Below are 17,119 nucleotides of genomic sequence, written 5' to 3'. Positions count from 1 at the left end.
GTCGATCCTCAGGCGGCTGCGCGCGTTTCGACGAGCCGGGCCAGCAGGCTGGCGCCGACCGGCAGGATGCCGTCGTCGAGCACATAGGAAGGGTTGTGCACCGGCACGGTGCCCGCATGGCCGACCCAGGCATAGGCGCCAGGCACGACGCGCAGCATGTCGGCGAAATCCTCGCTGCCCATCAATGGCTTGCCATCGGTCAGCACACCCTCGGGCCCGACGATCTCGGCGGCGACAGCGACAACGGCGTCGGTCTGGGCCTCGTGATTGACCAGCACGTTGAAGATGTTGCGGATGTCGACATCGATGGTGACGCCGAAGCTCGCCGCCGTGCCGGCTGCGATCTCGCGCATGCGGTCGCGCACGAGCGCGCCGATCTCCGGCGAGAAGGTGCGGATCGTGCCGGCGAGCACGGCCTCCTCGGGGATGACGTTATAGGCCGAGCCGGCATGGATCTGCGTGATCGAGAGCACGGCGGCCTCGCGCGGATCGGCGTTGCGGCTGACGATGGTCTGCAGCGCGTTGGCGAGGCTCATCGCCACCACGATCGGGTCGCGCCCCATATGCGGCATGGCGCCATGGCTGCCGCGGCCGGTGATCCTGATGTCGAAGAAATCGGCGCCGGCCATGGCCGGGCCGGGGAAGATCGAGATCTGGCCGGGCTCGAGATCGGGCGAATTGTGCAACCCATAGATCTCGTCGCAGGGGAAGCGTTCGAACAGCTTCTCGGCGATCATGCTGCGCGCGCCGCCGAGCCCTTCCTCGGCCGGCTGGAAGACGAACACAGCCGTACCCTTGAAGCCGCGATTCTCGGAGAGATAACGCGCGGCACCGAGCAGCATGGTGGTGTGGCCGTCATGGCCGCAGGCGTGCATCTTGCCGGCGACGGTGGAGCGCCACGGCAGATTGGTGATCTCCTGGATCGGCAGCGCGTCCATATCGGCGCGCAGGCCGATGCGCCGCCCCGGTCCGCCGGTGCCGTTGAGGATGCCGACCAGCCCGGTCTTGCCGATGCCGCGATGGACCTCGATGCCCCAGCTCGTGAGCTTTTCCGCCACGATGTCGGAGGTCCGGACCTCCTCGAAGCCGATCTCGGGATGGGCATGGAGGTCGCGGCGGATGGCGACGAGTTCGTCCGTGAAGGACAGTATCTCAGGCAGGGCGGGCATGACGGCTCCAGATATCGGATTGTTCAGGCGAAGGGCTGGCCGAGGGGCGAGGTCCGCAGGCCGGGCCGCAACCGGCGCCATGGCAAGGCGGCAGGGTCGACGGGCATCGGCCCCGGCGCGGCGCAGACGAGGATCGTGGCGGCGATCGGCTCGAAATCGGCGCGGAAATGCACCGAGCTCTTATTGACGAGGATGGCCTGCTCGGTCGGCTCGATGCCGACCTGACGGTACATCGCCTGATCCGCCATCTGCGCCTTGCGCGAGCCGACGACGATCCGGACATCGCCGACGCGCAGGCAGGCGCTCGGCCCGAGATTCATCCGCGATCCCCCGTAGAACGGGCCGGGCGCGACGAAGCGGCCGTCCGACAGCGTCTCGACCAGAAAGTCCCCCGCGAGCGGGCGGTCGCCCGGGATACCCGACTTTGCTCCGAGCGACAGCGAGATCGTCGCGCCTTCGCCCGCGGCATGAGCGGCCGCAGCCGCAGCGGGATCGACGATGACGCCGATCGCGGCCCGGCTGGCGCCGCCCTGCACCAGGGCATGGGCCATCCCCATCGTGTCGGAATCGCCACCGGCGCCGGGATTGTCCTGCGTGTCGGAGATGACGACGGGCTTCGTCGCGGTCTCGGCCAGACGCATCGCCTCCGCCACGCCGTCCTCCGGCGAGAAGACCCGGCCCTTGAACGCGGCTTCACTGGCCATCACGCGGGCAAGGACCGCATCGGCCGCCCGGTCGGCATCGGCCTGCGTCGCGCCATAGGCGAGGACGGTCGCGCCGCAATCCGGGAAATCGGCTGCCGGGAAGCCGGGCAGGAAGGAGAGCGTGGGCACGGCCGGGCCTTCGAGCGCGACGAGCTCGGCATAGATGGTGCGGCAGGGCTCCATCGCCGTCGCCTGCCAGGCGATGGGGATGAGATAGGGCACCTGGCGGAAGGCCTTGGCCGGGCGGGCCCCTGTCTCGATCAATTGCGCCAGCACCTCGGCCGAGCGGCTGCCGGTCAGCGCCATGTCGACATGCGGGTAGGTGCGAAAGGCGACGAGCGCATCGGCCATCGCCATCATCAGCGGCGTGACATTGCCGTGCAGGTCGAGGCTGACGACAAGCGGAACCTCGGGCCCGATCGCAGCGCGCACCCGCCGCAGCAATTCGCCCTCACCGTCATCGTGATTCTGCGCGACCATGGCGCCGTGGAGGTCGAGATAGACCCCGTCCAGCGGCAGCGCTGCGGCAATGCGCTCGACCAGCTCGCCGGCGAGCGTCTCGAAGGCCTCGGTCGTGACATGGGCGGAGGGGCTGGCTGCACACCAGAGCGTCGGCACAAGCTCCCAATCCCGCCCACGGGCGCTGTCGACGAAACCGGCGGCGCTGAGATTGACGTCCTTCACGGCTGCGAAGATCGCTTCGCCGCGCGCCAGCGGCGGCCAGCCACCGCCTTGCTGGAACGCCTCCATCCCGGCCATGCTGGGTGCGAAGGTGTTGGTTTCGTGGAGAAATCCACCAAATGCAATGCGGCGCGGCATCCGTTCCCCCTTGGCTGCAGCCGAGGTAATCACAGGCAGCTGCCCTCTCCAAGGCGCAAAAGCGCCGGCCCGGCCATGGCGAAATGGCGGGGCTGGATCATGCCGGTCGGTGCCCGGGAGACCTTCCGAGCATCGCAAGGCATGCGCAACAGGGGCTGCAATGCATCACCCGCGCTTCCGGGAACCGTAGAGACACATCCGATGAGCCGGCAGGCCTGTGACGATGCAGCACAGGCGGCGACATTGAGATGACACAGGTTCCCGCTACGTGCCAAACCAACTTGAGCTGCCAGCGCGTGAGGAATTGCCGTGAACGTTCCCGTCGTAGGACGCTTCGTCTTCAGGCGCGCCGAGCTTTGGGCTGACGGTGTGATCCATGTCCTCGGCATTGCCCTCGGGCTGGGAGCCGTCGCAGCCTTGATCGTTCAGGTCGCCAACCGCGCTCCGCTGTTCGATCTGATTCCCGTTTCGATCTATGGCGCGGCCCTCCTCGCGGTCCTGATCGTCTCGGCGACCTACAACATGTGGCCGATCTCGCCCCGCAAATGGTTCATCAGGCGCTTCGACCATTCGGCGATCTACGTTCTCATCGCCGGCACCTACACCCCGTTCCTGATGAAGCTGAGCGGGAGCATTTTCGCCCAGACCCTCCTCGTCGTCGTGTGGCTCGCGGCGGCGGCCGGCGTCGTCATCAAGGTGGCTCTGCCGGGTCGGTTCGACCGCCTGTCGATCGCGCTTTATCTCCTGATCGGGTGGAGCGGTCTCCTGATCTGGGAGAGCGTCAGCCTCCTGCCCGCGACCACCTTATGGTTGATCGTCGCAGGCGGCCTGCTCTACTCGATCGGTGTCATTTTCCACGTCTGGGAAAGCCTGCCGTTCCAGAATGCGATCTGGCACGGCTTCGTTCTCGTAGCGTCCGGCTGTTTCTATGGGGCCGTGTTTCGGGCCTATGCGATCGCACCAACGGCATGAGCTGCAGCTGCCCCGCGCTCAAATGCCCCCTCGTTCAGCGACGAGGCCGCCATTCCTCTCGATGAAGGCGACGATCTCGTCCACCCCCGTGAGGCGGTTCAGGTCGCTGAAGACGAAGGGCCGGCCAGCCCGCTGCTTTTCGGTGTCGGAGCGCATCACGTCGAGATTGGCCCCGACATAGGGCGCTAGATCGATCTTGTTGATGATCAGCAGATCCGAGCGGGTGATGCCCGGCCCGCCCTTGCGCGGGATCTTCTCGCCGCCGGCGACATCGATGACATAGAGCGTGATGTCGGCGAGATCGGGCGAGAAGGTCGCTGCGAGATTATCGCCGCCGGATTCGATGAAGACGATGTCGAGATCGGGGAAGCGCCGGCGCATCTCGGCGATGGCGGCGAGGTTGATCGAGGCATCCTCGCGGATCGCGGTGTGCGGACAGCCGCCGGTCTCGACGCCGATGATGCGCTCTTCCGGCAGGGCCTGCAGCCGGTTGAGGATCAGCTCGTCCTCCTTGGTGAAGATGTCATTGGTGACGACGGCGACCGAATAGCGGCCCCGCATCGCCTTGCAGAGTTTTTCGGTGAGCGTGGTCTTGCCGACGCCGACCGGGCCGCCGATGCCGACACGGAGCGGGCCATTGGGGGAATTCACGAGCGAAAGACCCTCGAATACTGCGTTTCATGGTTCATCGAGAGGATATCGGCGCGGATGGTGCAGGCGCCGAGGTCGTCGAGCGTGGAGCCGGCAGCGCGCTGTGCCGTCCGGAGGATAACAGGCTCCAGCGCGGCAAGCGTCGCGACGCCGTCACGCTGGCCAAGCGGGATCAACCGGACGCAGGCCTGGACGAGGTTCGAGGCGAAGGCGTGGAGATAAGCAGTCAACGCATCGGCAAGCGCGATGCCGTGGCGCGCTGCGGCTGAGCCGACGGCCACCGGATAGGCGATCGGCCCCTCCCCGCCTGCCGGCGGCTCGCCGCTCCAGGCCGCCATCGCATCGACGAAGGCATCGCCTTGCAGCGTGGTTTCCATGTGGCGCTCGCGCGAACCGGACATCGCTTCGGCCAGTTCTGCGACCTCGACGATATCGTCACCGGCCCTGGTCTGGCGCCAGGTTTCGGCCAGCAGAACGGCGTCATTCCAGGCGGAACCCCGCCCCAGCAGCGCCTCCAGCCATTCACGCAGGCTTTGCCGATCTCGGATCAATCCGTCGTGAATCGCTCGCTCCAGCCCGTGGCTATAAGCGAAAGACCCAACCGGAAAGGCCGGGGAGAGCCATGTCATCAGGCGGGCGAGCGAGGCAGCCTCAGCCATGGTGATGGTGATGGCTGTGCCCGTGATCATGCCCCTGGGCATGATACGCGCCGTGCACCGGCTGGAAGCGCGCGACGACCGCGCGGACGGAAGCGCCGAGCCCTTCCAGCATGGCGCGGATGACATGATCCCGCTGGATCAGGATACGATCTTCGTCGATCTGCGCCGGCAGGTGGCGGTTGCCGAGATGCCAGGCGAGATGCCGTAAGGGGCAAGCGGAGCCGGGAAGCACCTCGTAGAGTTCCTCCTCTGCCGCGACGATTGCGATCTTACGGCCGTCCTCCAGCACCAGCCGATCGCCATCGGCGAAGAGCACCGGCTCGGGCAGGTCGACCATGACCTCGTCGCCCTGATCCGTGGTGACGAGCTTGCGGCGGAGATGGCGCGCGGCATGGTCGAGCCGGATCGTGCCGGCGGGCTCGCCACTGCCGCCGTGGCTATGGGAGATGGCACGGAGCATGACTTGGCCTCAGAACAGGAAATAGCGCTGCGCCATCGGCAGCACGGTCGCGGGTTCGCAGGTCAGGAGCTCGCCATCGGCGCGGACCTCGTAGGTCTCGGGGTCGACCTCCATATGCGGCGTGGCATCGTTCAGGATCATCGAAGCCTTGGAGATGCCGCCGCGCGTATTTTGGACCGCGACCATGCCTTTGGCGACGCCGAGCTTCTCCTTCAGCCCGCATGCGATCGCCGCCTGGCTGACGAAGGTCACCGAGGACATCGCGGGCGCCCTCCCCATCGCCCCGAACATCGGGCGGTAATGCATCGGCTGCGGCGTCGGGATCGAGGCGTTGGGATCGCCCATCGGGGCGGCCGCGATCATGCCGCCGACCAGCACCATCTCCGGCTTCACCCCGAAAAAGGCTGGATTCCAGAGCACGAGATCGGCACGCTTGCCGACCTCGACCGAGCCGACATGCCTCGACAGGCCCTGCGCGATGGCCGGGTTGATCGTGTATTTCGCGATGTAGCGGCGCACGCGCAGATTGTCGTTGTCGCCGGTCTCTCCGGGCAGGCGCCCGCGCTGGACCTTCATCTTATGCGCGGTCTGCCAAGTCCGGATCAGCACCTCGCCGACACGGCCCATGGCCTGGCTGTCCGAGGAGATGATCGAGAAGGCGCCGATATCGTGCAGGATGTCCTCGGCCGCGATCGTCTCCTTGCGGATGCGGCTCTCGGCGAAGGCGATATCCTCCGGAATCGACGGCGAGAGGTGATGGCAGACCATCAGCATGTCCAGATGCTCGGCGATGGTGTTTTGCGTGTAGGGCCGCGTCGGGTTGGTCGAGGACGGGATGACGTTCGCGAGGCCACAGACCTTGATGATATCGGGCGCATGGCCGCCGCCGGCGCCTTCCGTGTGGAAGGCGTGGATGGTGCGGCCCTTGAAGGCGGCGACCGTGTCCTCGACGAAGCCGCTCTCGTTCAGCGTGTCGGTGTGGATCATGACCTGAACGTCATGGTCGTCGGCGACGCTGAGGCAGTTATCGATCGCCGCCGGCGTCGTGCCCCAGTCCTCATGGAGCTTGAGCGCGCAGGCGCCGCCCTCGATCATCTCGATCAGCGCGGCGGGCTTCGAGGCATTGCCCTTGCCGGAAAGCCCGAGATTGATCGGCACCGCGTCGAAGGACTGAATCATCCGGCCGAGATGCCAGGGGCCGGGCGTGCAGGTCGTCGCCAGCGTGCCATGCGCCGGGCCGGTGCCGCCGCCGAGCATGGTGGTGACGCCGGCCATCAGCGCCTCGTCGATCTGCTGCGGGCAAATGAAATGGATATGGGCGTCGACGCCGCCGGCGGTGAGGATCTTGCCCTCGCCCGCAATCGCCTCGGTGCCGGGGCCGATGACAATGGTGACGCCGGCTTGCGTATCCGGGTTGCCCGCCTTGCCGATGGCGACGATCAACCCGTCCCTCAGGCCGACATCGGCCTTCACGATCCCCCAGTGATCGACGATCAGGGCATTGGTGATGACGGTATCGACCGCGCCCTCGGCGCGGCTCGCCTGGCTCTGGCCCATGCCGTCGCGGATGACCTTGCCGCCGCCGAACTTCACCTCCTCGCCATAGACGGTGAAGTCCTTCTCGACCTCGATGACGAGGTCGGTATCGGCAAGGCGGACCCGGTCGCCGACCGTGGGTCCGTACATCTGCGCGTAAGCCGCGTGGGAGAGCTTGGCCGGCATCAGAGTTCCCCCATCACCTTCTGCTGGAAGCCGTAGACGGTGCGGCCGCCGCCCAGCGGCACGAGGCGAACCTCGCGCTGCTGGCCAGGCTCGAAGCGCACCGCCGTGCCAGCAGCGATATCGAGCCGCATGCCGCGCGCGGCAGCACGGTCGAAATCCAGCGCCTCGTTGGTTTCGAAGAAATGGTAGTGCGAGCCGACCTGGATCGGCCGGTCCCCGGTATTGGCAACGAGGAGCGTGATTTGCTCGGCGCCCTCATTGAGGACGATGTCGCCCGCGGCGGGAAAGACCTCTCCGGGGATCATGGGGTCAGGCTCCCGCGACCAACCAGAGTCCACCGAGCGCCGTCAAACCGCCAGCGATGCGCGCGGCGATCCGGCCGCGATGCGAGAGCACGTTGCCGGCAAGGCCGATGCCAAGGCCGACCGCGTGCAGCAGCGCTGTCGCCAATGCGAAGCCGATCATGAAGGACAGGCTCGTCGCCTCGCCGAGTTCGCCGCCATGGGCATAGCCGTGGAACAGCGCGAAGAAGCCGACCACGGTCATCCCGACGACCACCGGGACCTGCAAGGCGACCAGCGCCAGCAGGCCGAGCACCACGACCGAGGCCGCGATCGTCGGTTCGACGAAAGGCAGCCCGATTCCGGCGAGCGCTGCCGCAAAGCCGAGCATCATCGTGGCGACGAAGGCAGCGGGAATCGTCCAGATCGCGCGCCCCCCGACGAGGAAGGCCCAGAGGCCGACGCCCACCATCGCCAGGATATGGTCCGCGCCGAAGAGCGGATGCGAAAAGCCGGCGGCGAAGGAGCCGTGCTCGGCAGGGTTGAGGTGGGCAAAGGCCGGGCTCGCGGCACCGACGCTCAGGATCAGGGCGATCGACAATCTCTTCATGGCAGCCTCCGGCTTGTGCGCTCAGCGGATGGGTTCGTGGACGGTGACGAGCTTGGTGCCGTCCGGGAAGGTGGCTTCGACTTGCACATCGTGGATCATCTCGGCGACGCCTTCCATCACCTGCGCACGGCTGACGACATGGGCGCCGGCCTCCATCAGATCGGCGACGCTGCGGCCATCGCGTGCGCCCTCGACGACGAAATCGCTGATCAGGGCGATGGCCTCGGGATGGTTGAGCTTCACGCCACGTTCGAGCCGGCGCCGGGCGACCATGGCCGCCATGGAGATCAGGAGCTTGTCCTTCTCGCGCGGTGTCAGGTTCATACGGTCACCCTAGAGTTGCCAGACCTTGGGCAGCGGCCGGCCGCCCATGAGAAGCGTAAGCAGCGGCTCCAGCCGCCGGCGCAGTGCGAGCCCGGTCTCCTCGACGAGCCGCGCCAGAAACTTGCCGTGCCAGGCGCTGGCGCCGCCGTTCGGTCCAATGATCGATCGGGCAGCGTCCAGATGGCGCTCGGGTGCCGGACCGGTGAAGAGCACCGTCGCCATGGCGCGGCAGCCGGCCATGGCGGGCTGCGGAGCGAACCGGGCCGCGATATCGCCTGTGACGCGCAGATCATCGGCGAAGATCAGGCGGCCGTCGCGCCTCACCCGCCAGCGATCGTGCAGATGGCCGCTGCGCAGCGTCTCGCCCATCGCCTGCCGTCCGAAAAGGATCGCCTCGACAGCGACAAGCTCGGCCTCCTCTGCGAGATCGACGTCGAGGGAGCGGGACAGGCGACCGCCGTCGAACAGGATCGTCTCCTGTGGTAGCCAGGCAAGCCGCGCCCCGGCCGCGAGGCGCAGGCGGTTCGTCACAACGGCATCGGCACCGGTCGAGCGATAAATGCGCTCGCAGGCCTGGGTGGTGACGCAGGCATTGGTGTGCGAAGCCAGATTCGCGTCGATGGCGAAACTGTCGCCACCGGTCAAACCGCCAGCCGTGTTGATGAGGATGGCTTGCGGATCGTCGCTGCCGAGCGGGCGTGGGAAGCGCAGCTTGGCGCAGCCCTCCTGAAAGAGTCGATCGAGGCAGGTCTGGCCATCGCGCGACCGGAAGCTGACGCTAGCTTGCCCTTGCGCGCGCTGCATCCGCATCGGTGCGGCGCTCTGGAGATCCTCAACCGCCAGCATCTTCAGGCCCGTTTCCCATGGAACACGGCATGCGGGACATGCTCCATCTAGACCTGAATCAGTCTCTGAACCTGCGCGCCGTCAAGCTCGCTCATCGGGCCGGACAGCACGACCTCGCCGCGGTCCATCACGAACATCGTGTCGGCGAGATCGCGGGCGAAGTCGAAATACTGCTCGACCAGCACGATCGCCATGCCGCCTTTCTGACGCAGATAGTCGATGGCGCGGCCGATATCCTTGATGATCGAGGGTTGGATGCCCTCGGTCGGCTCGTCCAGCACCAAGAGCCTGGGCCGGGTGACCAGCGCCCGCGCGATCGCGAGCTGTTGCTGCTGGCCACCCGAGAGGTCTCCGCCGCGCCGGCCCAGCATGGTCTTCAGCACGGGGAACAGGTCGAAGAGTTCATCCGGGACGTAGCGCTCGCGGCGCTTCAGCGGCGCGAAGCCGGTCTCCAGATTCTCCTTCACCGTCAGCAGCGGGAAGATCTCCCGCCCCTGCGGCACATAAGCGATGCCGGCCCGCGCGCGATCCTCGCTGCGCAGAACCGAGATGTCTTCTCCGTCGAGGCTGATATGGCCGCCGGAAATCGGCTGGTGCCCGACGATGGCGCGCATCAGCGAGGTCTTGCCGACGCCGTTGCGGCCCATCACGCAGGTGACCTTGCCGGTCTCGGCGGTGATGGAGACGCGGCGCAGCGCCTGGGCCGCGCCGTAGTGGAGGTTGATGGCGTCGACATCGAGCATGTGGTTCATTTCCGCCGCATGATCTGATCGGAAAACCGGTTCCCACTTTTCCTGATCATGCTCACCGCCCCAGATAGACTTCGACGACGCGCTCATTGGCGCTGACATGGTCAAGCGGGCCTTCGGCCAACACCGAGCCCTCGTGCAGCACCGTGACCTTCACGCCGAGCTCGCGGATGAAGCCCATGTCGTGCTCGACGACGATCACCGAATGGTCCCGCGCGATCTCCTTGAGCAGCACCGCCGTCTGCGCCGTCTCGCCATCGGTCATGCCGGCGGCCGGCTCGTCGACGAGCAGGAGCTTGGGGTCCTGGGCCAGCAGCATGCCGATCTCGAGCCACTGCTTCTGGCCGTGAGAGAGCGAGCCCGCTAGCCGGTCGCGCCTGTCGGCGAGTCGGATGATGCCGAGGATATCGTCGATGCGCTTCTGCTGCGGCTCTTCCGTCTTCCAGAACAACGTCCTGCCGACCGTGCGCTTCGATTTCAGCGCGAGCAGGATGTTGTCCTCGATGGTGTGACTGTCGAAGACGGTCGGCTTCTGGAACTTGCGGCCGATGCCGAGATTGGCGATCGCGGCCTCGTCGAGCTTCGTCAGGTCGACCGAGCCGCCGAACATGACCGTGCCGACATCCGGTTTCGTCTTGCCGGTGATGATGTCCATCATCGTGGTCTTGCCGGCGCCGTTGGGGCCGATGATGGCACGCATCTCGCCGGGCTCGATGGTCAGTGAGAGGCCGCGGATGGCCTTGAAGCCGTCGAAGGAGACGCTGACGCCGTCGAGATAGAGCAATGAGGAGGTGAGGGCGCCGGGCACGGGAGCGTTCATCGCTGCTACTCCGCCGGGGCCGGCTCAGCGGCCGGGGTCGGGACGGACTTGCGGCGGCGCGCCCACAGGGCTTCGGCCGTGCCCAGAATGCCCTTGGGCAGGAACAGCGTGACGACGACGAAGAGGCCGCCGAGCGCGAAGAGCCAGTACGGCGCCATGAAGCCGGAGGTGAACAGCGTCTTGGCCCAGTTGACCACAACCGCGCCCAAGGCTGCGCCGACTAACGTGCCGCGCCCGCCGACCGCAACCCAGATCACCGTCTCGATCGAGTTGGCCGGGGCGAATTCGCTGGGGTTGATGATGCCGACCTGAGGAACGTAGAGCGCACCCGCGACGCCCGCCATGCAGGCCGAGACGGTGAAGACGAAGAGCTTGAAACGGTCGACCCGATAGCCGAGGAAGCGCGTGCGGGACTCGGCGTCGCGGATCGCGATCACGACCTTGCCGAGCTTCGAGACGACGATGCCGCGCGCGATCAGGAAGCCGGCCGCCAGCATGACGCAGGTCATGGAAAACAGAGCGGCGCGCGTCGTCTGCGCCTGGATGTTGAAGCCGAGAATGTCCTTGAAATCGGTCAGGCCGTTATTGCCGCCGAAGCCCATGTCGTTGCGGAAGAAGGCAAGCAGCAGCGCATAGGTCAGGGCCTGCGTGATGATCGAGAGGTAGACGCCGGTGACGCGCGAGCGGAAGGCGAACCAGCCGAAGACGAAGGCGAGCAGGCCGGGCACCGCCAGCACCATCAGCATGGCAAAGGGGAAGGAGGAGAAGCCCCACCAGTACCAAGGCAGTTCCTGCCAGTTCAGGAAGACCATGAAATCCGGCAGGATCGGGTTGCCGTAGACGCCGCGCGAGCCGATCTGCCGCATCAGGTAGAGGCCCATCGCATAGCCGCCGAGCGCGAAGAAGGCGCCGTGGCCGAGGCTCAGGATGCCGCAATAGCCCCAGACGAGATCGAGCGAGACCGCGAGCAGCGCGTAGCAGAGATATTTGCCCCAGAGCGACATGGTCGAGGTCGGGACATGGAAGGGCGAGGATGCCGGCAGGAGCAGGTTCGAGAGCGGAACCAGCACGGCGAGCCCCAGCAGGATCGCGAGGAAGATGCCGCCGCGCTTGTCCATGTTCTGGAGGAGGAAGCGCGTGATCATGCTTCCACCGCCCGGCCCTTGAGCGCGAAGAGGCCGCGCGGCCGCTTCTGGATGAAGAGGATGATGCAGACAAGCAGCGCGATCTTGCCGAGCACGGCGCCGGCATAGGGTTCGAGCAGCTTGTTGGCGACGCCGAGCGTCATCGCGCCGACCAGCGTGCCCCAGAGATTGCCGACGCCGCCGAAGACCACGACCATGAACGAGTCGATGATGTAGCTCTGGCCGAGATTGGGGCTGACATTGTCGATCTGCGAGAGGGCGACCCCGGCGAGCCCCGCCACGCCCGAGCCGAGCCCGAAGGTCAACGCGTCGATGCGCCCGGTACGGATGCCCATGGCCGAGGCCATGCGCCGGTTCTGGGTGACCGCGCGCATCTGCAGGCCCATGGGAGTAAGTTTGAGGATGGCGAGCAGCGCCGCGAAGACCAGCGCCGCGAAGACGATGATCCAGAGCCGGTTATAGGTGATCGCCAGACCGCCGAGCTCGAAGGCGCCCGACATGAAGGACGGTGCGCCAACCTCGCGATTGGTCGGGCCGAAGGCGGTGCGGACCGCCTGCTGCAGGATCAGGCTGATGCCCCAGGTGGCGAGCAGCGTCTCCAGCGGGCGCCCGTAGAGGAAGCGGATGACGCCGCGCTCGATGGCGATGCCGACCGCGCCGGCGACGATGAAGGCGGCCGGCAGCGCGATCGCCAGTGACCAGTCGAAGAGCCAGGGCGCATGGTTACGGATCAGCTCCTGCACCACGAAGGTGGTGTAAGCGCCGAGCATGACCATTTCGCCATGGGCCATGTTGATCACGCCCATGACGCCGAAGGTGATGGCGAGGCCGATGGCGGCGAGCAGCAGCACCGAGCCGAGCGAGAGCCCGTACCAGAGGTTCTGCGCGACGGCCCAGAGCTTCAATCGGCCTTCGATCGCGGTGATCGCCTTGGCCTGCGCTTCCTTGAGGACCGGCGTCGCGTCACCCGGCAAGGCGCGCAGCGTCGCCAGAGCGTCCTGATCCCCGCGCTCATGCAATACCTCGATGGCGGCAAGCCGATCGAGCGGTTGGGCATCCGGCTTGGCGATCAGGATCGCGGCCTGGGCCTGCCGCAAGGCGGCGAGCGCCCGCGGATCGGTTTCCTTGCCGATCGCGGTTTCGACGATCGGCAGCAGGCCGGCGTCGCGCGACTTGAACACGGCCTCGGCCGCGGCCGTACGCTTCGCCGGATCGGGATTGAGCAGGCCGAGGCCACCGAGCGCGGCCTGCACCGCGCGGCGCACAGCATTGTTGAGGCGCACCGCCTTCAGGCCCTCGGGTGCGACAGCCAGCGGCTGGCCCGTGCGGGCGTCGACGAAAGCGCCGGAAGAGGTCTTCACCGCCACGCCGCCGGGCCCGGAGAGCAGCCGTCCATCACTGAGCGCCTCGACGATCAGCGCCGCATTCGGGTGGGCCGTCGAAACGAGAAGCTCGATGGCGCGGGAGGTATCCGAATAGCTGTCGGCCGCCAGCCGCGCGAAGGCTTCGTCGGCATTCTGCGCGAAGGACGCGACCGAGGCCGCGACCAGCGCGACCAGGATGACGAGCCCATGCTTCAGGCGGTGCAAGATCGGCATCGATCCGGTTCGCATTGCGGCTGGTGATTGCCTGGAAAAGCCATGCCGCAGCGCGGCGAATGGAGGGCGGCCGGGATCTTTCCCGTGCCGCCCTTCCCCCTCATGACCTCACGCGCCGCCACCGCCGCATTTGCCGGTCTTGACGTTGAAGTTGCCGCACTTCTTCTCGACCCAGTCGCCGATCAGGTCCTTGGAACCGTCGAGCTCCTTCGACCAGGCGTCGCCGGGGACGAGACCCGCGGTCTTCCAGACCACGTCGAACTGGCCGTCATCCTTGATCTCGCCGATGAAGACCGGCTTGGTGATATGGTGGTTGGGGAGCATCTTCGAGATGCCGCCGGTGAGGTTCGGCGCCTCGATGCCGGGCAGCGCATCGATGACCTTGTCCGGATCGGTGGTCCCGGCCTTCTCGACCGCCTTCACCCACATGGCGAAGCCGACGACATGGGCTTCCATCGGGTCGTTGGTGACGCGCTTCGGGTTCTTGGTGAAAGCCTGCCACTGCTTGATGAAGGCCTCGTTCTCCGGGGTCTTGATCGACTGGAAGTAGTTCCAGGCGGCGAGATGGCCGACGAGCGGCTTGGTGTCGATGCCGGCCAGCTCCTCCTCGCCGACCGAGAAGGCGACGACCGGAATGTCGGTCGCCTTGATGCCCTGGTTGCCCAGCTCCTTGTAGAACGGCACGTTGGCGTCGCCGTTGATGGTCGAGACCACGGCGGTCTTCTTGCCGGCGGAGCCGAACTTCTTGATGTCGGAAACGATGGTCTGCCAGTCGGAATGGCCGAAGGGCGTGTAGTTGATCATGATGTCCTCGGCCTTCACGCCCTTGGACTTCAGATACGCCTCGAGGATCTTGTTGGTCGTGCGCGGATAGACATAGTCCGTGCCGGCGAGCACCCAGCGCTCGACCTTCTCCTCCTTGGCAAGATAGTCGACGGCAGGGATCGCCTGCTGGTTCGGCGCGGCGCCGGTGTAGAAGACGTTGCGCTCGCTCTCCTCGCCCTCGTACTGGACGGGGTAGAACAGGATGTTGTTGAGCTCCTTGAAAACCGGCAGCACCGACTTGCGCGAGACGGAGGTCCAGCAGCCGAAGGTGGCCGCGACCTTGTCCTTGGTGATCAGCTCGCGCGCCTTCTCGGCGAAGAGCGGCCAGTTCGAGGCGGGATCGACGACGACGGCCTCGAGTTTCTTGCCGAGCAGGCCGCCCTTCTTGTTCTGCTCCTCGATGAGCATGAGCATGACGTCCTTCAGCGTCGTCTCGGAGATCGCCATCGTGCCCGAGAGCGAATGAAGGATGCCGACTTTGATGGTGTCCTGCTGCGCCGCCGCCGGCAGGTAGGACGATCCGAGGAAAGCGGCACCGGCCAGAGCGGTGCCGAGGAATTCGCGACGGTTGCTGTTCACGGCCATCTCCCCGAAGGATTGCTGGCGGCGCCCCCTCGACGCCGACGGGCCGCACGGCCCGTGAACCGAAGCCTCGCAAGTGATGTGCCAACCTGCTGCGAAGCCGGTTCGTGCCGGTACGGCAGCCCTTTTGCCAGAGCGGTGGGCCGTCGAGAGCTTGAGGCGCTGCGCAAGCCGGACCGAATGGCCGAGATCTGCTTATTTATTGAGCAAACTCGGTTGATTGAATTGCATTGATGTCAATTTGAGCAGAAGCCTCGGCGAGACGAAGCCGCGCGGGCTGTCGTCATCATCATCCCGTCGGCTGTGCAGGCACGGGCCTGCGTCGAGGATGTGGGGATGGAGAAGAGCGGCACCGGGCCCGGAGAGGCGATCGTAAAACTTCGCAGGAACAACGGCGGCTTGCCCGCAGCCTGCGTGCGCATGGCGCCGCAGCCTGCGAGACAGGAAGGTTTCCCGATGGCCGCGGCGCCTGCGTCCTATCGCAACGGCGGTGCGTAGAGGACGCCGCCCATGCTCCAGAGTTGGTTGAGGCCGCGCGGGATGCCGAGCTTCGAGCCGGTGCCGAGGTTGCGTTCGTAGATCTCGGCATAGTTTCCGCCCGCCTTGACGGCGCGGATCGCCCAATCCGCATCGAGGCCAAGCGCCTTGCCGAAGCCGCCTTCCGCTCCGGTGAAGCGCCGCACGTCCGGCTTCGTGGATTTCAGGGCCTCGTCGAGATTTGCACTGGAAATCCCGAGTTCCTCGGCATTGACCAACGCGAAATTCACCCATTTCACCAGCGTGAACCAGGGGAAGTCGTCGCTGCGCACGACCGGCCCGAGCGGCTCCTTCGAGATCACGTCCGGCAGCACGATCGCCTCGGCCGGTTTGGCGAGCTTGAGCCGCTCGCCATGCAGGGCCGATTGGTCGCGGGTCAGCACGTCGCACTGTCCGCCCTCGAAGGCGGCGAAGGCTTCCGCGCCGCTCGGATAGACCTTCTCCTCATAGGTCATGGAATTGGCCTTGAAGAAATCGGCGAGGTTGAGCTGCGTCGTGGTACCCGCCTCGACGCAGATCTTCGCCTTGTCGAGCGAGAGCGCCGTATCGACCTTGAGCGCGCGCTTCGCCAGGAAGCCCTGGCCGTCGTGATAGGTGATGCCGGCGAAGGCCAGGCCCAGTTCGGCCTCGCGACCGAGCGTCCAGCTCGAGTTGCGCGCCAGCAGATCGACCTTGCCGCCCTTCAGCGCCTCGAAACGCTGGCTCGCCGACAGCGGCGTGAAGGCGACCTTGTCCGCGTCGCCGAGCACGACGGCCGCGACGGCACGGCAAAAGTCGACATCGAAGCCGCGCCAGTTGCCTTGGGCATCCTTCTCCGAGAAGCCGGTCACCCCCTCGCTGACGCCGCATTGCAGCGCACCGCGCTGCTTCACCGTGTCGAGCGTACCGGCTGCGGCTGGCAGGACGAAGCCTGCGAGGGCAGCGAGGCTGAGACCGCTGCGGCGAATCCAGGACGTCTTAGACATGTCTGTCCGTTCCTTCTGCAATTCGGAGGATGCGGTATCGGTCACAGCGTCGCCTTGTGGCGGATGACGACCTTTGTCCCGACCGGGACGCGGTCGTAGAGATCGGCGATGTCGCCGTTGGCCAGGCGGAAACAGCCGGACGAGATCGCCTGGCCGATCGTCTCCGGCTGGTTGGTGCCGTGGATGCGGAAGACCGTCGAGCCGAGATAGAGCGCGCGCGCGCCCATCGGATTGCCAGGTCCGCCGGCCATGAAACGCGGCAGATAGGGCTGGCGCTGTAGCATTTCCGGCGGTGGGCGCCAGTCCGGCCACTCGGCCTTGCGGCTGACCTTGACCTGGCCGGACCAGGTGAAACCCTCGCGCCCGACGCCGATGCCGTAGCGCAGGGCGCGGCCATTGCCCTGCACCACATAGAGGAAGCGCTCCGCCGAATGGATCACGACAGTGCCCGGCGCCTCGCTCGAGCGGAACAGCACCATCTGGCGGGCATAGGGCCCGTCGGTGATGGTGGCTTCCTCGGTCGAGACACGGCCCGGCTCGTCGCCGATATCCATCGTCTCCTGGATCGCCGCCGGCGGACGCGGCTGCGCCGACGTGGCGCCCGACAGGGCGAGAAGCGAGGCCAGTCCGAAGCCGGACACGAGCAGGCCGCGCAGGGTGGTGTGGATGGTGATGCTCATC

At 66.5% G+C, this 17,119-nt stretch carries 18 protein-coding genes; 1 reads left to right on the top strand and 17 read right to left on the bottom strand.

The features are described from left to right. Positions 1–8: 8 nt before the first annotated feature. Together ASE61_RS21520 and ASE61_RS21515 are read right to left on the bottom strand one after the other, a co-directional pair. Entirely contained in the window at positions 9–1,169 is a 1,161-nt protein-coding gene (locus tag ASE61_RS21520; RefSeq protein ID WP_061970437.1) for a M20 aminoacylase family protein, read from the bottom strand. Positions 1,170–1,192: 23 nt separating this feature from the next. Further along, positions 1,193–2,692 carry a M81 family metallopeptidase gene (locus tag ASE61_RS21515; RefSeq protein ID WP_061970435.1) on the bottom strand — a complete coding sequence of 500 codons (1,500 nt, stop codon included), beginning with the start codon at positions 2,690–2,692 and terminating at the stop codon, positions 1,193–1,195. Positions 2,693–2,995: 303 nt separating this feature from the next. On the opposite strand from ASE61_RS21515, the gene trhA reads away from it, so the two are divergent. Further along, positions 2,996–3,664: a PAQR family membrane homeostasis protein TrhA gene (gene trhA, locus ASE61_RS21510; RefSeq protein ID WP_061970434.1), complete on the top strand. Its 669-nt coding sequence runs from the start codon at positions 2,996–2,998 to the stop codon at positions 3,662–3,664. Positions 3,665–3,682: 18 nt separating this feature from the next. Here the strand turns inward: trhA and ureG are convergent, their stop codons facing one another. The 15 genes from ureG to ASE61_RS21435 all read right to left on the bottom strand — a co-directional run bounded on the left by ureG (position 3,683) and on the right by ASE61_RS21435 (position 17,118). Beyond that, the gene (ureG, locus tag ASE61_RS21505; RefSeq protein ID WP_061970432.1) at positions 3,683–4,315 is read right to left on the bottom strand and encodes an urease accessory protein UreG; all 633 of its coding nucleotides are present in this window, start codon (positions 4,313–4,315) and stop codon (positions 3,683–3,685) included. Continuing rightward, positions 4,312–5,004: an urease accessory protein UreF gene (locus ASE61_RS21500; protein WP_200959676.1), complete on the bottom strand. Its 693-nt coding sequence runs from the start codon at positions 5,002–5,004 to the stop codon at positions 4,312–4,314. The genes ureG and ASE61_RS21500 overlap by 4 nt, the downstream gene beginning before the upstream one ends. After that, a complete protein-coding gene (locus ASE61_RS21495; RefSeq protein ID WP_061970429.1) occupies positions 4,967–5,434 on the bottom strand; it encodes an urease accessory protein UreE in 468 nt (155 codons plus the stop codon). Before ASE61_RS21495 ends, ASE61_RS21500 begins: the two co-directional genes overlap by 38 nt. A gap of 9 nt (positions 5,435–5,443) precedes the next feature. Then, entirely contained in the window at positions 5,444–7,156 is a 1,713-nt protein-coding gene (gene ureC / locus ASE61_RS21490; RefSeq protein ID WP_061970427.1) for an urease subunit alpha, read from the bottom strand. Next, complete coding sequence (locus tag ASE61_RS21485) at positions 7,156–7,461, bottom strand: urease subunit beta (RefSeq protein ID WP_061970425.1); 306 nt, start codon at positions 7,459–7,461, stop codon at positions 7,156–7,158. Before ASE61_RS21485 ends, ureC begins: the two co-directional genes overlap by 1 nt. A gap of 4 nt (positions 7,462–7,465) precedes the next feature. Beyond that, positions 7,466–8,047 (bottom strand): HupE/UreJ family protein, encoded by a 582-nt coding sequence (locus ASE61_RS21480; RefSeq protein ID WP_061970423.1) that lies wholly within the window; start codon positions 8,045–8,047, stop codon positions 7,466–7,468. A gap of 21 nt (positions 8,048–8,068) precedes the next feature. Continuing rightward, on the bottom strand, positions 8,069–8,371 hold the full coding sequence (locus ASE61_RS21475; RefSeq protein WP_047579581.1) for an urease subunit gamma: 303 nt from the start codon (positions 8,369–8,371) through the stop codon (positions 8,069–8,071). Between the two features lie 9 nt (positions 8,372–8,380). Then, the gene (locus ASE61_RS21470) at positions 8,381–9,217 is read right to left on the bottom strand and encodes an urease accessory protein UreD (protein ID WP_082617623.1); all 837 of its coding nucleotides are present in this window, start codon (positions 9,215–9,217) and stop codon (positions 8,381–8,383) included. Positions 9,218–9,264: 47 nt separating this feature from the next. Continuing rightward, positions 9,265–9,960, bottom strand: coding sequence for an urea ABC transporter ATP-binding subunit UrtE (urtE, locus tag ASE61_RS21465; RefSeq protein WP_061970421.1), 696 nt, complete (start codon positions 9,958–9,960; stop codon positions 9,265–9,267). 61 nt (positions 9,961–10,021) lie between these two features. Then, complete coding sequence (gene urtD / locus ASE61_RS21460) at positions 10,022–10,786, bottom strand: urea ABC transporter ATP-binding protein UrtD (protein WP_061970419.1); 765 nt, start codon at positions 10,784–10,786, stop codon at positions 10,022–10,024. A 5-nt stretch (positions 10,787–10,791) separates the two neighbouring features. Next, positions 10,792–11,904 (bottom strand): urea ABC transporter permease subunit UrtC, encoded by a 1,113-nt coding sequence (gene urtC / locus ASE61_RS21455; protein ID WP_413813548.1) that lies wholly within the window; start codon positions 11,902–11,904, stop codon positions 10,792–10,794. A gap of 23 nt (positions 11,905–11,927) precedes the next feature. After that, a complete protein-coding gene (gene urtB / locus ASE61_RS21450; protein ID WP_061970415.1) occupies positions 11,928–13,529 on the bottom strand; it encodes an urea ABC transporter permease subunit UrtB in 1,602 nt (533 codons plus the stop codon). 108 nt (positions 13,530–13,637) lie between these two features. Then, complete coding sequence (urtA, locus tag ASE61_RS21445; RefSeq protein WP_061970413.1) at positions 13,638–14,939, bottom strand: urea ABC transporter substrate-binding protein; 1,302 nt, start codon at positions 14,937–14,939, stop codon at positions 13,638–13,640. Positions 14,940–15,412: 473 nt separating this feature from the next. Next, a complete protein-coding gene (locus ASE61_RS21440; protein WP_082617622.1) occupies positions 15,413–16,438 on the bottom strand; it encodes an amino acid ABC transporter substrate-binding protein in 1,026 nt (341 codons plus the stop codon). Positions 16,439–16,479: 41 nt separating this feature from the next. Next, entirely contained in the window at positions 16,480–17,118 is a 639-nt protein-coding gene (locus tag ASE61_RS21435; protein WP_082617621.1) for a L,D-transpeptidase, read from the bottom strand. Position 17,119: the final 1 nt, after the last annotated feature.

Origin of the sequence: Allobosea sp. Root670 (genome assembly GCF_001429415.1) — a bacterium.
Taxonomy (GTDB): Bacteria; Pseudomonadota; Alphaproteobacteria; order Rhizobiales; family Beijerinckiaceae; genus Allobosea; species Allobosea robiniae.
This window is presented reverse-complemented; position numbering and strand designations above follow the sequence as displayed.